10 protein-coding genes, 1 pseudogene and 1 riboswitch are annotated in these 15,983 nt (G+C 69.5%); of the genes and pseudogenes, 6 read left to right on the top strand and 5 right to left on the bottom strand.

Translation table 11 applies throughout. From position 1 onward, the window contains the following. Positions 1–166: 166 nt before the first annotated feature. The gene (locus WCD84_RS13990) at positions 167–1,135 is read right to left on the bottom strand and encodes an aldo/keto reductase (RefSeq protein WP_343281760.1); all 969 of its coding nucleotides are present in this window, start codon (positions 1,133–1,135) and stop codon (positions 167–169) included. A gap of 88 nt (positions 1,136–1,223) precedes the next feature. Between WCD84_RS13990 and WCD84_RS13985 the strand changes: the two genes are divergently transcribed. The 4 genes from WCD84_RS13985 to dusB all read left to right on the top strand — a co-directional run bounded on the left by WCD84_RS13985 (position 1,224) and on the right by dusB (position 5,786). Then, positions 1,224–2,354, top strand: coding sequence for a GGDEF domain-containing protein (locus WCD84_RS13985; RefSeq protein ID WP_343281759.1), 1,131 nt, complete (start codon positions 1,224–1,226; stop codon positions 2,352–2,354). Positions 2,355–2,438: 84 nt separating this feature from the next. Then, positions 2,439–3,737, top strand: coding sequence for a NupC/NupG family nucleoside CNT transporter (locus WCD84_RS13980; protein WP_343277586.1), 1,299 nt, complete (start codon positions 2,439–2,441; stop codon positions 3,735–3,737). A gap of 12 nt (positions 3,738–3,749) precedes the next feature. After that, a complete protein-coding gene (locus tag WCD84_RS13975; protein ID WP_343281758.1) occupies positions 3,750–4,715 on the top strand; it encodes a ribokinase in 966 nt (321 codons plus the stop codon). Between the two features lie 75 nt (positions 4,716–4,790). Continuing rightward, positions 4,791–5,786 carry a tRNA dihydrouridine synthase DusB gene (gene dusB, locus WCD84_RS13970; RefSeq protein ID WP_343281757.1) on the top strand — a complete coding sequence of 332 codons (996 nt, stop codon included), beginning with the start codon at positions 4,791–4,793 and terminating at the stop codon, positions 5,784–5,786. Between the two features lie 32 nt (positions 5,787–5,818). Here dusB and WCD84_RS13965 read toward each other — a convergent pair whose 3' ends face one another. Then, entirely contained in the window at positions 5,819–6,829 is a 1,011-nt protein-coding gene (locus tag WCD84_RS13965) for a metal-dependent hydrolase (RefSeq protein WP_343281756.1), read from the bottom strand. Between the two features lie 186 nt (positions 6,830–7,015). On the opposite strand from WCD84_RS13965, the gene metK reads away from it, so the two are divergent. After that, on the top strand, positions 7,016–8,230 hold the full coding sequence (metK, locus tag WCD84_RS13960; RefSeq protein WP_343281755.1) for a methionine adenosyltransferase: 1,215 nt from the start codon (positions 7,016–7,018) through the stop codon (positions 8,228–8,230). Between the two features lie 131 nt (positions 8,231–8,361). On the opposite strand, the gene WCD84_RS13955 is transcribed toward metK, so the two are convergent. The 3 genes and pseudogenes from WCD84_RS13955 to WCD84_RS13945 all read right to left on the bottom strand — a co-directional run bounded on the left by WCD84_RS13955 (position 8,362) and on the right by WCD84_RS13945 (position 13,696). Next, the gene (locus WCD84_RS13955) at positions 8,362–9,252 is read right to left on the bottom strand and encodes an SDR family NAD(P)-dependent oxidoreductase (protein ID WP_343281754.1); all 891 of its coding nucleotides are present in this window, start codon (positions 9,250–9,252) and stop codon (positions 8,362–8,364) included. A gap of 82 nt (positions 9,253–9,334) precedes the next feature. Then, a pseudogene (locus WCD84_RS13950) lies at positions 9,335–11,784 on the bottom strand (S9 family peptidase). Between the two features lie 160 nt (positions 11,785–11,944). Beyond that, positions 11,945–13,696, bottom strand: coding sequence for a LysM peptidoglycan-binding domain-containing protein (locus WCD84_RS13945; RefSeq protein WP_343281753.1), 1,752 nt, complete (start codon positions 13,694–13,696; stop codon positions 11,945–11,947). Positions 13,697–13,882: 186 nt separating this feature from the next. Further along, a riboswitch (S-adenosyl-L-homocysteine riboswitch) is annotated at positions 13,883–13,959 on the top strand. 50 nt (positions 13,960–14,009) lie between these two features. Here WCD84_RS13945 and ahcY point away from each other — a divergent pair. Further along, positions 14,010–15,473, top strand: a complete 1,464-nt coding sequence (gene ahcY, locus WCD84_RS13940) for an adenosylhomocysteinase (protein ID WP_343281752.1) — start codon at positions 14,010–14,012, stop codon at positions 15,471–15,473. Positions 15,474–15,983: the final 510 nt, after the last annotated feature.

The raw sequence follows: 15,983 nt of genomic DNA, 5'->3' as shown, positions 1-15,983 counted from the left end.
GAGGCAGGGGGGATGCCCAGAGCCGGCCATGGATGGCCGGCGGCCGGAACTGGGAGCAGGATGCGCATATTCCGGCTGGGCATCCCCCCTGCCTCCACGGCGGGCAACGCGCACCCTCCCGGAGCAATCAAACGAAAGCCCCCTCAATCCGGAGAAGAACCAAATTTCAGTCGCCCGTCGCGGCTTCGACCCGGCGCCACGCGCCCTCTTCCAGCCGCGCCGCCAGGTCCAGGGCTTCGAGGTTTTCCAGCAGCTGTGCCACGCGGCTTGCGCCCAGGATCACCGTCGATACGTGCGGGTTGCGCAGGCACCAGGCGATGGCCAGCGCCGACGGCCGCACGCCCAGCTCGGCGGCGAGCGCAGTGAAGCGCCGCGCCCGCGCCAGGCGGTTCTCGCCGGCATCGCCGATCACAAGGTCCTGCAGCGAGGCGTCCTGCGCCAGCCGCGAGCCCTCGGGCACGCCGTGGTCGTACTTGCCGGTCAGCAGCCCCGAGGCCAGCGGCGACCACACCGTCGTGCCCATGCCCAGCTCGGCGTAAAGCGGCGCGTACTCCAGCTCCACGCGCCGGCGGTGCAGCAGGTTGTACTGCGGCTGCTCCATGGTCGGCGGCTGCAGCTGGTTGGCGCGCGCCGCCGCGTGCGCTTCGCGGACCAGCGCCGCCGGCCACTCCGACGTGCCCCAGTACATGACCTTGCCCTGGCGGACCAGCGCGTCCATCGCCGCCACCGTTTCCAGCACCGGCACGTCGGGATCGGGGCGATGGCAGAAGTACAGGTCGAGGTAGTCCACCCGCAGCCGCTTCAGCGCGCCGTGGCAGGCGTCGTGCACGTGCTTGCGCGACAGGCCCTTCTGCATCGGTCGCGGATCGGCAACCGAACCGAACATCACCTTGCTCGACACCGCGAAGCCGTCGCGCGGCAGGCGCAGGTCGACGATCACGTCACCCATCACCCGCTCGGCCTCGCCGTGGGCATAACCCTCGGCGTTGTCGAAGAAGTTGATGCCGTTGTCCCAGGCGGCGGCCACCAGGTTGCGCGCTTCGCCGCGCGCGACACCCTTGCCGAACGTCGTCCAGGCGCCGAAAGACAGCGCCGACAGCACCAGTCCGGATACGCCCAGCCTGCGGTATTCCATCGTCAACGACTCCATCTGTTGCCCGGGACGGCAGTCTACCCGCGCTGCCGCGCTATCCTCGTCCTGCAGGCAAGGGGGACACGGCACGATGCACGCCAACGAAGGCAGGTTCGGCGACATGCTGCGGCAGCTGATGGCGCCGCCCGACGAAGTCATGCGCGATCTGGCCGCGAGCGGCGAACGCCTGGTCGCGCGCATCCGGCTGCTGCTGACCGTGCTCGCACTGCCGCTGCCGCTGCTGGCCGCGGCGTCGGGAGCGGGCATGGGCCGGATCCTCTTCTACCTCGGCGCCGTGGTGCTGGCCAGCGCGGTGTCGCTGCTGTGGCTGGTACTGTCGCGCCGGCCCCGTCCGTGGCTGCCGTTCGCGACCGGTGCATGGGACGTGAGCCTGGTCACCGCGGTGCTCGTGGTGTTGGCAATCGGGGCGCCTGCGGCCGGACTCGACAGCGTTGCCGCGTGGTCGTTCTACCTGATCGCGATCGGGCTCACCGCGCTGCGTGCCGACGGCCGCGTGGCCCTGTTCGCCGGCGCGCTCGCACTGGTCCACTACGCGGCATTGGCAGCCGCCCTGTCCGCGCGCGCAGGCACCGCCGGCGGCCTCGTGCCATCGGACCTGGACGGCGCCGGGGTGGGCACGCACCTGCTGCGCCTGCTGCTGGTGGTGGTCGCCACGGGCACCGCGGTCGCGATCGTGCGCCGCATGCAGTCGCTTGTGGAGCGGTCCGGGCATGACGGCCTCACCGGACTGCCAAACCGTTCCTGGCTGCTGCAGCGGATGCCGCACGTGTTCGCGACCGCGCGCAATTCGGGCGCCTCTCTGACCCTGGTGCTGCTCGACATCGACCGCTTCAAGCGCGTCAACGACGAGGCCGGCCCGCAGGCCGGCGACCGTGCCCTGCGCCACATCGCCTCGACCATGAGCGAGATGCTTGCCGACAACGAATCCCTGGCGCGGATCGGCGGACAGGAGTTCGTGATGGTGCTGCACTGCCCCGCGGGCAGCGCCTGGGAGCGCCTGGACCGCCTGCGCCGGACGCTCGCCGAGCGCCCGTTCCTGCCCGAGCGTGGCCAGGACGCCTTCGCGTTCACCTTCAGCGCCGGCCTGGCCGCCTGGCCGCAGGACGGCGCCAGCACCTCGGGCCTGCTCGGCTGCGCCGACCGTCGGCTGAAGTCCGCCAAGGCTCCCGGCGGCAACCGGATCGTCGCCCGCGACCCCTGAGTTCCGGTTGCCCGCCCCCCCGCCCTGCACTACGCTGCCCCGTCGCCGCGCGCCCGCGGCCGTAGCATGGGGATCGGGATCACGATGGAAGTGTTGACGCGGATTGGCTTCGGCCTGTTTGGCCTGGCCGTGCTCATCGGGATCACCTGGCTGTTCTCCAACAACAAGCGACGCGTCGACTGGAAGCTGGTCGGCACCGGCGTCACCCTGCAGATCGCGTTCGCGGCCCTGGTGCTGCTGGTGCCCGGCGGACGCGAGGTCTTCGACTGGCTGGGCCAGCTGTTCGTGCAGGTGCTGGCCTTCGTCAACGCCGGCTCCGAATTCATCTTCGGCAGCCTGATGGACGTCCAGACCTACGGCTTCATCTTCGCCTTCCAGGTGCTGCCGACGATCATCTTCTTCGCCTCGCTGATGGCGGTGCTCTACCACCTGGGCGCGATGCAGTTCATCGTCCGCGTGATGGCGCTGGCGATCACCAGGGTGATGCGCGTGTCCGGCGCCGAGACCACCAGCGTCTGCGCCAGCGTGTTCATCGGCCAGACCGAGGCGCCGCTGACCGTGCGCCCCTACATCTCGCGCATGACCGAGTCCGAGCTGATCACGATGATGATCGGCGGCATGGCGCACATCGCCGGCGGCGTGCTGGCGGCCTACGTCGGAATGCTCGGCGCGGGCGATCCCGCGCAGCAGGCCTATTACGCAAAGCACCTGCTGGCCGCCTCGATCATGGCCGCGCCGGCGACGCTGGTAATCGCCAAGATCCTGATCCCCGAGACCGGCGAGCCGCTGACCCGCGGCACGGTGAAGATGGAGGTCGAGAAGACCACCAGCAACCTGATCGACGCCGCCGCGGCCGGTGCCGGCGACGGCCTGAAGCTCGCGCTCAACATCGGCGCGATGCTGCTGGCCTTCATCGCCCTGATCGCGATGATCAACGCGCCGCTGACCTGGCTGGGCGACGTGACCGGCCTGGCCGCCGCGATCGGCAAGCCGACCGACCTGTCCACCATCTTCGGCTACGTGCTGGCACCGGTGGCCTGGCTGATCGGCGTGCCCTGGACCGATGCCGGCACGGTCGGCTCGCTGATCGGCCAGAAAGTGGTGATCAACGAATTCGTGGCCTACCTGCAGCTGGCCGACATCGTCAACGGCCGCGTGGAAGGCGTGAGCCTGGGCGACGAAGGCCGGCTGATCGCCACCTACGCGCTGTGCGGCTTCGCCAACTTCAGCTCGATCGCGATCCAGATCGGGGGCATTGGCGGGCTCGCGCCCGACCGCCGCCAGGACCTGGCGCGCTTCGGCCTGCGCGCGGTGCTGGGCGGCACCGTCGCCACGCTGATGACCGCGACCATCGCCGGCGTGCTGACGCACATCGGCGCCTGAGGGCGGCCGATCGTGTCCCGCGTCGTCGTCGTCGGCTCGTTCAACGTCGACCACGTCTGGCACTGCGCGGAGCTGCCGCTGCCGGGCGCGACGCTTGCAGGCGAATACGCGACCGGCGCCGGCGGCAAGGGCTTCAACCAGGCCGTGGCCGCGGCACGTGCCGGCGCCGACACCGCCTTTGTCTGCGCCCTGGGCGACGACGATGGCGGCCGCCTGGCGCGCCGGCTGGCGGCGGCGCACGGCATCGACCTGCGCGCCCGGGACAGCAGGGCCGCCACCGGCACCGCTGGAATCTTCGTCGACGCCGGCGGCGGCAACAGCATCGTCATCGGCCCGGGCGCGAACGCCACGCTGACGCCCGAATTCGTCGCTGCCCAGGGCGAGGCGATCGCCGCCGCCGACGTCGTGCTGGCGCAGATCGAGTCGCCGGTCGATGCCATCGTCGAGGCGCTGCGCCTGGCGCGCGCCAGCGGCGCCCACACCATCCTCAACCCGGCACCTGCCAACGCCGCCTGCAGCCGCGAGCTGCTGGCGGTGGCCGAGCTGCTCACGCCCAACGAAACCGAGTTCGCCGCCCTGCTGGCACGGCACTGCAACAGCGCCACCGATCCGGCAGGCCTTGCCGCGATGGATGGCGAACGCCTGCACCGCCACTGCCGGAACCTGCTGCCCCGCGGCACCGTGGTGCTGACGCTCGGCGCCGCAGGCTGCTTCGTCTCGCATCGCGAGGACAGCCTGCGCGGCGACGCCCTGCCCCACTACCGCTGTCCGGCCGCCAAGGTGCACGTGGTCGATACCACCGGCGCCGGCGATGCGTTCAACGGCGCGCTGGCAGGCTCGCTGGCGCTGGCGCCGGCGCGGCCGTTTGCCGGCCATGTCACCTTCGCCACGCGCTACGCCGCGCTGTCGACCGAGCGCGCGGGCGCGGCCGGGTCGATGCCGTCGGCCGACGACGTCACCACCCGCTTCCCGGACTGACCGCTTCCCGGACTGACCAGGGCCCGGACGCTCGCCGCGGCCCGGCACGCCGGCGGGATCGGCGACAATACCGCCATGCGCATCGGTCCCCACCTCATTGCCCCCGACGTGGTCCTCGCGCCCATGGCCGGGGTCACCGACAAGCCGTTCCGGCTGCTGTGCAAGCAGCTGGGCGCCGGGCTCGCGATGTCGGAGATGACCATTTCCGACCGTCGGTTCTGGGGAACGGAAAAATCGCTGCGTCGCATGGACCACGCCGGCGAGCCCGATCCGGTCGGCGTGCAGATCGCGGGCACCGAGCCGGAGCAGCTGGCCGACGCGGCGCGCTACAACGTCGACCATGGCGCCCGCATCATCGACATCAACATGGGCTGCCCGGCGAAAAAGGTCTGCAACGCCTGGGCCGGCTCCGCGCTGATGCGTGACGAGGCGCTGGTGGCGCGCATCCTTTCGGCGGTGGTCGCGGCGGTGGACGTGCCGGTGACCCTGAAGATCCGCACCGGCTGGGCCGCGGACCAGCGCAACGCGGTGGCGATCGCGCGCGTTGCCGAGGACTGCGGCATCGCGGCGCTCGCGGTGCACGGCCGCACCCGTGACCAGCACTACACCGGCCGCGCCGAGTACGACACCATCGCCGAGGTCAAGTCGCGGCTGCGCATCCCGGTCATCGCCAACGGCGACATCGACTCGCCCGACAGGGCCGTCGCGGTGCTGGCGCACACGGGCGCAGACGCGGTGATGGTGGGTCGCGCAGCGCAGGGGCGGCCCTGGATCTTCCGCGAGATCGCGCACTTCCTCGCCACCGGCGAGCGCCTGCCGCCGCCCACGCTCGGGGAGGTCCGCGACATCCTGCTCGGCCATCTCGAGGCCTTGCATGACTTCTACGGCGAGCCATCGGGCGTACGCATCGCGCGCAAGCACCTGGGCTGGTACGCGAAGGACCGCCCGGAGAACGCGTCCTTCCGCGCCGTGGTCAACCGGGCCGAAAGCGCGCAGGCACAGATGGCGCTGACGCGCGACTACTTCGATGCGCTGGCCGCTGGCGCGGCGCCGGAGCTTGCCGCCGCCTGAGCCGCTGCAGTCGGCGGGGATATGGACCGGGTCTAGGCCGGCGGCGCGGTCCAGATGCGGCGCCACATGTCGGCCAGGCGGCGCCGCGCCTCCCAGGGCCAGGACAGTTGTTTGGGCGGGATCTCGCGCCAGCCGTCGCCCTGCCGCTCGGCGACCGCGAAGTTGAAGCTGTAATCCGGCTCGGCGCCCATGCGCAGGTCGCTCAGCACCAGCTGGCCGTCGCGCTCGCTGGCCTTCATGAAGCCATGGTTGAACCAGGCGAGCCGCGCCGCCGCGGGATAGGCCGCCACCTGCGCCAAGGCATCGACATCGGACGCGTGGCGGCGGAACGTCATCGGACCGCGGTCGGCAACGAGCGAACGCTCGCCCTCGACGAATCCGTCCGGCGTGATCGCCACCACCCGCCACAGCAGGGTGTTGAAGGGCATCGGCACCGAGAACCGGGGTGCCTCGGCGAGGCCGATGGCCGCCAGTGCGCGACCGGCCTCGCGCTCCACCATGGCCTTGGCCGCCAGCGACCAGCCGAGGTAGGCGGTGCTCAGCACCAGGCCCGCGACCAGCGCGCGCTGCGCGGCCACGCGCTCGCGCAGGAAGAACGCCGCGACGCAGGCCAGCAGCAGCCAGATGGTGTAGAGCGGATCGATGATGAACACGCTCGACCACATGACCGGCGGCAGCGGCAGCGGCCACAGCAGCTGGGTGCCGTAGACGGTGAAGGCATCGAGCAGCGGATGGGTCAGCAGCGCCAGCTGGATCGCCCACAGCCATCGCCCCGGCGCATCCGCCACGCGTCCACCGCGGCGGCGGAAGAACGTCCAGATCAACCAGCCCAGCACCGGCAGCACGAACAGCGAATGGCTGGCGCCCCGGTGCAGGGTCATCAGCGCCACCGGGTCGTCGGTGAGCAACAGGAGCGGCAGTGAATCGAGGTCAGGCAGGGTGCCGAGCACGGCGCCGGCGGCCAGCGCGGCGCGGCGGTGGACGGCGGGCGCGATGGCCGCGGCAACCGCGCCGCCAAGAACGATCTGGGTCAGGGAATCCATCCACGGATGGTAGCCAAGCGGCATGGCGCGACAAAGGTGCAGTGGCAGAGGATGAACCGGACGCCAGCGGGGCAGGACCGCATTGTTACGCCTGCATCATCGCCCGGCCTGCAGAATGCACCCGGGTCCACGGCCGTGTATCATGCCCGCCCATCCTTTCATCCGCATCAAGGGATATAAGTCGCGATGACCAGCCCGTCCTTTCTGTTCACTTCCGAATCGGTCTCCGAAGGCCATCCCGACAAGATCGCCGACCAGATCTCGGACGCCGTGCTCGACGCCATCCTGACCCAGGACAAGGGCGCCCGCGTGGCCTGCGAGACCATGGTCAAGACCGGCGTCGCGATCGTGGCCGGCGAGATCACCACCAGCGCGTGGATCGACCTCGAGGCGCTGACCCGCAAGGTGATCCTGGACATCGGCTACAACTCCTCGGACGTCGGCTTCGACGGCGCCACCTGCGGCGTGCTGAACCTGATCGGCAAGCAGTCGCCGCACATCGCCCAGGGCGTGGACCGCAAGAAGCCCGAAGAAATGGGCGCCGGCGACCAGGGCCTGATGTTCGGCTACGCCACCAACGAGACCTCGAGCTACATGCCCGCGGCGATCCACCTGTCGCATCGCCTGGTCGAGCAGCAGGCCAAGGTGCGCAAGAAAAAGAAGTCGCCGCTGCCGTGGCTGCGGCCGGACGCCAAGAGCCAGGTCACCCTGCGCTATGACAACGGCGTGGCCACCGCGATCGACGCCGTGGTGCTGTCGACGCAGCACGCGCCCGGCATCCGGCAGAAGGACCTGGTGGAGGCCGTGCGCGAAGAGATCCTTGCGCCGGTGCTGCCGGCCAAGTGGCTGCACAAGGGCACCAAGTACCACATCAACCCGACCGGCAAGTTCGAGATCGGCGGCCCGGTGGGCGACTGCGGCCTCACCGGCCGCAAGATCATCGTCGACACCTACGGCGGCTGGGCGCGCCACGGCGGCGGCGCGTTCTCGGGCAAGGATCCGTCGAAGGTCGACCGTTCGGCTGCCTACGCCGCGCGCTACGTGGCGAAGAACGTCGTTGCCGCCGGCCTCGCCGACCGCTGCGAGGTGCAGCTCAGCTACGCGATCGGCGTCGCCGAGCCGACCTCGATCTCGGTGACCACCTTCGGCACCGGCAAGGTCGGCGACGACCTGATCGAGAAGCTGATCCGCCGCCACTTCGACCTGCGTCCCTACGGCATCATCAAGATGCTGGACCTGGTGCATCCGATCTACCAGCGCACCGCGAGCTACGGCCACTTCGGCCGCAAGCCGCAGGAAGTGAGCTACGTGGATGCCGCCGGCAAGACGCATACGGCGACGGCGTTCTCCTGGGAGAAGACGGACAAGGCCGACGAGCTGCGCAAGGCCGCGAAGCTCTGAGGACCGGGGCTGCGGACCGCAGCCCTTTCCAACCCGCTGCGGCAGCATTTCAACAGCATATGTAGGAGCAGCTACAGCTGCGACCGGCCGCAGGTCGCAGCTGTAGCTGCTCCTACAAACTCTATTTGCGCTCAGGCCGGCACGGACTCCGGTGCGTGCGCCTGCGCGCTGGCGACTTCGCGTTCGGCCTGGGTGAAGCCGTATTCGGGCACGACCTGGCCTGCAGGATCGGACACCGCCTCCCATTCGGCGATCAGGCGTTCCCCGGCATCGTCGCCGGCACCCATGTACCGGCCTTCGGTGAGCGTGACGTATGCGCGCGCGAAATGCCCGCCGCCGGCGCAGACGATCGCGCGCGTCGGCGCGTCCTCCACCACCAGCGGCAGCAGCGCCGGACTCACCAGCGTCGGGTCCAGCGCCGCCAGCTGCTCTTCCGGCAGGATCCCTTCCATCATCCGCGTGGCCGCCGTTGGCGCCAGGCAGTTGACCCGGATGTCGTATTTGGCGCCTTCGATGGCAAGCGTCTGCATCAGGCCGACCAGCGCCATCTTCGCCGCGCCATAGTTGGCCTGGCCGAAGTTGCCCCACAGGCCCGAGGAGGACGTGGTCATCACGATGCGGCCGTGGCCCTGCGCGCGCATCGTTTCCCACACCGCCCTGGTGCAGATCGCCGCGCCCATCAGGTGCACGTCCACGACCTGGCGGAAGGCATCCAGCTCCATCTTGCCGAAGCTCTTGTCACGGAGGATGCCGGCGTTGTTGACCAGGATGTCGATGCGTCCCCACGTCCCGAGCGCGTGCGCGACCATCGCCGCGACCGCGGCTTCGTCGGTGACCGAACCGGCCGCGACAATGGCTTCGCCGCCGGCAGCACGGATCTCCCCGGCCACGGCTTCGGCCTGCCCGCTGCCGATGTCGTTGACCACCACGCGCGCGCCCTTGCGCGCAAGGTAAAGCGAGTGCTCGCGGCCAAGTCCACCGCCCGCACCCGTGACAATTGCTACACGCCCTTTCAACGGCATGGCCGTCCTCCCGTCAGTTGGAAATGGATGCACGGGAACGCGCGACGGCTCAACCGGCCTCGTCGTCTTCCCGTCGTTTCGATTACCTCGGCTCTGCGTCCTTGACGTGCCTTTCCAGCCATTGCTCGGTTTCCGCCAGCATGTGCAGGATCGACTCCCGTGCGCGGTAGCCATGCGACTCGTTGGGCAGCATCACCAGGCGCGCGGTGCCGCCGAGGCCCTTGATCGCCGCGTACATGCGTTCGCTCTGCATCGGGAAGGTGCCGGAGTTGTTGTCCTGTTCGCCGTGGATGATCAGCATCGGCTCGTTGATCCTGTCGGCATGGTCGAAGGGCGACATGGCGTCATAGACGTCGGTGGCCTGCCAGTAGTTGCGCTCTTCGGCCTGGAAGCCGAACGGCGTCAGCGAGCGGTTGTAGGCGCCGCTGCGCGCGATGCCGGTGCGGAACAGGTCCGAGTGCGCCAGCAGGTTGGCGGTCATGAACGCACCGTAGGAATGCCCGCCGATCGCGATGCGCTCCCGGTCGGCCACGCCACGCTCCACCACCGCGTCCACTGCGGCCTCTGCGCTCGCGACAAGCTGCTTCACGTAGCTGTCGTTGGGCTCGGCGTCGCCCTCGCCGATGATCGGCATGGTCGGGCCGTCGAGCACGGCATAGCCGCGCGCGAGGTACGCCAGCGGTCCCCAGTAGCTGATGCGGTTGAAACGATGCGGCGAGCCGCGCACCTGGCTTGCGGCATCGGCGGATTTGAACTCGCGCGGGTAGGCCCACATCAGCATCGGCAGCGGGCCGTCGCGCCCGGGCTCGTAGCCGGCGGGCAGGTACAGGTCGGCGGTCATCTCGACGCCGTCAGCGCGCGAATAGCGGATCTGCTCCTTGCTCACGCCGCGCAGCGCGGGCGTTGGGTGCGGGAAGTCGGTCAGCGCGACCGGTTCGGCATCCGCGGCGGCACCGAGCGTGCGCAGCAGGATGTTCGCGGGCTCGATCGGAGACTCGCGGGTGGTGAGGATGCGCGACGCCTCCGCATCCAGCAGCGCAAACGGCGCCTCGTACCAGGGCGCCTCCGACCGGAACAGGCGCTCGATCCCGCCGCCCGCCAGGTCATGCCGGTCGACGAAGGGCCGGTCGCCCTCGGGCGACGCGCCGTCGCCGATGCGGTAGATGGTTTCGCCACCGCCTGTCGTCAGCAGGCGCGCGAAGCCGCGATCATCCAGCTGCATCACCGGGGTGCCGGGATCCGCATAGCGGTCCTCGTACGAGCCTTCGCGCAGCAGCACGGGCGCGGCGCCGGTGTCGGGCGCAAGCCGCCATTCGCGCGTCCGGCGCGTCTTCCGCCAGGATTCGGTCAGCAGCGCCAGCCCGCCATGGCCCCAGCGCACGCCGCCGTAGCGCATCGACAGGTCGGCGACCACATCGGGCTCGCCCTTGAAGGGTGCGGCGTGCGCGAACACGCGGTCGCGCACCTCCACCTCGCGCGCGGGATCGCCGCCGTCCTGCGCTTCGGCCCAGACCAGGGTCGCCGGCGCGTCGGCGCGCCAGGCGATGCGACGCACGCCGGTGGCCACGGCGTCATTGCCCGTGGGCAGGCCTTCCACCAGCGGCAGCGTGGCGACGGTGTGCAGCAGTACGCCACCCATGTCGATCACGTCGATGCGCCGCGGGAACCGCGAATACGGCACCAGGTAGGAGAACGGGCGCTCCAGGCGCTGGCGCAGCAGGTGGCGCGGCCATCCGGTGACACCGATGCGCCCACGTACAGCTCCGGGCCGCCGATCGTCTCCACCCGCCCGTCCAGCCCCAGCCGCGCCAGCTGGCGCGTCATGTAATAGGCGAACAGCGCCTCGTCGTGCGGGTTGCCCAGCAGGTCCTGGTAGGTGCGCAGGCTCTGCACCTGGCCTCCGCCGTCGGTCTGCTGGATGTTCGGGCCGCGCGGAATGCCGTCGCTTTCCGGCGCCGCACCCTGCCCTTCGGGCCGCAGCAGCGCGATCAGCCCCGTGCTGTCGGGCAGCCAGTCGAAGCCGCTCCCGACCGCCGTGCCCAGAGGCTGTTCGATCAGGCGCCGCGCGCGTCCCGCGGCGACGTCGACCAGCCACAGCTCGACGCGCCCTGCGCGCTGGTCGACGTGGCTGAAGGCGATGTGGCGCTGGTCCGGCGACCACTGCATCGACGCCAGTGCCAGCGGCTGCGGCAGGCCCGCGATGCGGCGCTCGGTGCCGTCGTCCACGGACTGCAGCCAGAGGTCGTCGATGAAGCTGAAGGCGCTGGCCGACTGCGTGCGCGGGTGGATGCGCAGGCCGGCAAGCTTGAGTTCGGGCTGGGCAACGACATCGATGCCGGGAAGCGACGGCACCTGCATATAGGCGATCAGGTCGCGTTTGGGCGACAGCGCCAGGCGCGGTGCCTGCGGCGCATCGACGATCGCGCGCAGCGCGGGCGCCGGCAGGCGGTAGCCATTGGTGTCGCTGCTGGCGTCGCCGGCGCTGGCGGCGCCTGGAGCCGTGTCACGGGCCTGCGATGGCGCCGGCGCCATCGCCAGGCAGGCGAGCAGCAACGGAGCGGCGAGGGACTTCAGTGCGGGCGTATGCAAGGCGTGGGTCCTGCTCAGGGCAAACCCCGAGCCTAGCCCGTGCACCACCCCCGCGTACCGTGGCGAGGGTCATGTCCGCCACGGCACGGCCCCCGCACGCGGCTCAGCCGTCCTGCACCGTCACCGTCCCCGGCAACTGGACATAGTTGCCATCGGCGTAGTGGCCATCGGCCGAGCTCGAGATGTTGAACAGCCTCTCGGCGCTGCCGTACTCGGTTCCACCCAGGTTGCGGGCCAGGCCCATCGCGAAATCGAAGGTGGCCACCGGGTTCCCATCGTAGTCCTGGGTGAGCGCGCGCAGCTCGTGATCCATGCCGTCGGTCGCCTCCAGCGCGCCTTCGGCATAGCCCTGGAGCTCGGCCATTTCGGCTTCGGTGTAGGTGATGGTGACCGTGTCGCCGGGCTCCACCGGGCCGTCATGCGCCTTGCCCACGTCACCGGTCTGCGCGGCGTTGATCATCTGCGACGTGTTTTCGTCGACCTTCATGGTGAACGCGTACTGCCGCTCGCCGATGATTTCCTCGCCGTCGGCATCGTACTTCTGCGTCAGCGTCATCGGCACGTTGTCGCTGTACTGCACGTCCAGGGTGCGCTCCATGGTGCCGTCGGGATACGTGGTGACCACCGAATTGCCGGTGTTCTTCGCGCCGTCCAGTCCCAGTTCCAGCGGGCCAAGCTTCACGTCGACCTTGGCCTGCGAGGAATAGTCGATCTTCTCGATGGTCTTCACCTCCGACACGCCGGTGCCGTTGTCGGCCGGCATGTTGCCGTTGGCCACGAAGTCGCTGTAAGCGGCCTGCCCTTCCGCCGTGGACAGGTCGAACTCGGCGGTCTTGAGCGTTGCGCCGGCCAGGCTGGTGTCATTGCCGAGCATGACCTTGACCTGCTCGAAATCCAGGCCCACGCCGTTGTAGGCCTGGATGGCCTCGGTCGGTCCGGCGGTCACGCGCACGGTGTCGGCACCGGTCTTCTCGACCAGGAGGCTGGCGCCCTCTTCGGTGGTCACCTTGGTCTCGGCGGCGATGTTCCTGAAGGTGGCCTTGAACTCGTTGCTGGAATAGCTCGAACCGTCGATCTTGACGATCGTGCCGGTCGGCATCGATGACGGATCGAACGGATTGACGCTGGCCAGGTCGGTGTTCTTCGCCGCCTGCTCCGGCATCGAGACTTCGTAGCACGCCTTGATGCCGTCGGTGTGGCCGTACTCCAGGCCTGCCTGTTTCACGTCCACGCCGGCATTGAGCGTCACCGACACGTCGCTGGAGGCGGTGTAGGTGGTGACGCCGTTCTCGGTCTTCTGGCCGGCCACGACCGTGGTGCTGCCATCGATGCCGAAGCTCAGGCCAACGCCCTTGGAGTTCTTGACGCTCTCGCTGAACCCGCCGTTGGCCGTCAGTGAAACCGTGCCCTTGTCGGGATCGACCGCAACGCTGCCGCCCACGCTGGCGCCGCTGGTGGACTTGTTGCCCTCGGCATCGGTGGTGGTGGTCTTCTCGGTCTGCTTCCCGCCCACGGTGACGCCGTCGTCGGACACCCCGACGCTGGCCTCGCTCTTCGAACTCGTGCCGTTGGCTTCGGTTCCCGTCTTCGCGGTTTCGTCGCCGGTGACCTTGCCGGAGCCGCCTGCGTCGGCCTTTTCGGCGGCCGCGACCGGCAGGTTGAGCATGTCGCCCGGGTACAGCGTGTCGGGATTGGACAACTGCGGGTTGGCGCCGATCAGCGCCTGCGGGGTGGTGCCATTTGCCTTCGCGATGCTGTCGATGCTGTCGCCGCGTGCGATCTGGTACTGCTTCGGCGGCTCGGGCGGCGGCGGCGGCGGGGCGGGCTGGGTGTATCCGATTGCAGTGATGGCCATGGTCAGGCGTCCGATCATTCCGGGGAATGGGACCAGACTAGTGAAAGCACGGCGCGTCCTGAACCCGGTGCGACCCTAGGTTGCCGCTCCGCGGGCCGCCGCCCGGGCCGCCTCGCCGGGCCGTCGTTTGGCGTGGGGACAGCCCCGGCGGTTCGCCGGGGAGCCGCAGGCGATATAATCCGCGTCTCCGCCGAGGGGCGCTGCGACCGTGGAACCAGCACGGCCAGGCTCGGCGGATCGCACCCGAACGGCGCCCGGTTCCCCACCCCACCCCCTCCCGGGCGGGAGCGGGCACAGAAACCGGAGCTTCCGCATGAATGCCGTGACCAAGACCTTCTCTACAGAGGGCGACTACAAGATCGCCGACATCTCCCTGGCCGACTGGGGCCGCAAGGAGATCGACATCGCCGAGCACGAGATGCCGGGCCTGATGTCCATCCGCCGCAAGCACGCCGCCGACGCTCCGCTCAAGGGCGTGCGCGTGACCGGCTCGCTGCACATGACCATCCAGACCGCGGTGCTGATCGAGACCCTGAAGGACATCGGCGCCGACGTGCGCTGGGCCTCGTGCAACATCTTCAGCACCCAGGACCACGCCGCCGCCGCGATCGCCGCCACCGGCACCCCCGTGTTCGCCTGGAAGGGCGAGACGCTGGAGGAGTACTGGGACTGCACGCTCGAGGCGCTGTCCTTCCCCGACGGCAAGGGCGCTGACGGTAAAGACAAATTCCTCGGGCCGCAGATGGTGGTCGACGACGGCGGCGACGTGACCCTGCTGATCCACAAGGGCTTCGAGCTCGAACAGGGCGACGAATCCTTTGTCAACGGCCCGGCGTCCAGCCACGAGGAGCAGGTGATCAAGAACCTGCTCAAGCGCGTGGCCAGGGAGCGCCCCGGCTTCTGGACCACCGTGGTCCGCGACTGGAAGGGCGTCTCCGAAGAGACCACCACCGGCGTGCACCGCCTCTACCAGCTGGCGCAGGACGGCCAGCTGCTGGTGCCGGCGATCAACGTCAACGACTCGGTCACCAAGTCGAAGTTCGACAACCTGTACGGCTGCCGCGAGTCGCTGGCCGATGGCCTCAAGCGCGCGCTGGACGTGATGCTCGCCGGCAAGGTCGCCGTGGTCTGCGGCTATGGCGACGTCGGCAAGGGCTGCGCGGCCTCGCTGCGTGCCTACGGTTCGCGCGTGATCGTCACCGAGATCGACCCGATCTGCGCGCTGCAGGCCGCGATGGAAGGTTTCGAGGTCGCGACCATCGAGGAGACCCTCGGCGAGGCCGACATCTACGTCACCACCACCGGCAACAAGGACATCATCCGGGTCGAGCACATGACCGCGATGAAGGACCAGGCCATCGTCTGCAACATCGGCCATTTCGACAACGAGATCCAGGTCGATGCGCTGAAGGCGGTGGACGGCGTGGAGATCATCAACATCAAACCGCAGGTGGACAAGTACGTGTTCGCGAACGGGAATGCCATGTTCCTGCTCGCCGAGGGCCGCCTGGTGAACCTGGGCTGCGCCACCGGGCATCCGAGCTTCGTGATGTCGAACTCGTTCGCCAACCAGACGCTGGCGCAGATCGACCTGTGGGCCAACAAGGACACCTACCAGAAGAAGGTCTACATCCTGCCGAAGAAGCTCGACGAGGAAGTCGCGCGCCTGCACCTGGAGAAGATCGGCGTGAGGCTGACCAGGCTCACGCAGGAACAGGCCGACTACCTGGGCGTGCCGGTGGAAGGTCCGTTCAAGCCGGAGCACTACCGCTACTGAGCCTTCTGCGGACATGTCCGCGGGTACATGAAAAAGGGCGCCCCCGGGGCGCCCTTTTTTTGGGTTCTTCCCCCAACCGAGGCTCGCACCCCGCCCTGGACCCAATCCCGTGGGAACGGCGCCTCCCAAGCCTGTGGGAGCGGCTACAGCCGCGATCGACGACAGCGCGGGGCCCAATTGTTGCGGCGTGGGCCAGTTGTTGCGGCGGGGGCCTCCGTTGTGGTCCGCGCTGCCCGTCCCGCGCACAGGGGGTGTGCTGCGCCGGCCGTCTCCGCGTCCTGCTCCCAGCGGCCGGGCGCCGGCCATCCATGGCCGGCTCTCCGCACACCCCCTGTGCACGGGACGGGCCGTGGCGTTTTCCTGCTTCGGGTCGTAGATCAAGAGTGGGCGCGCTCGCGCTCGTGGGCGTAGCCGTGGCCGCGGCCGTGGCGGTGCCGCTTGGTCCGGTGACGATCCGCCCGCTTGCGACATCTGCGTCGACGTTGCCCCCGTCCACCACCGCGCAAAAGG

Source organism: Luteimonas changyuni, from assembly GCF_039548395.1.
Taxonomy (GTDB): domain Bacteria; phylum Pseudomonadota; class Gammaproteobacteria; order Xanthomonadales; family Xanthomonadaceae; genus Luteimonas.
Note: the sequence above shows the minus strand (reverse complement) of the source record. Positions and strands in the feature narration are given on the sequence as shown.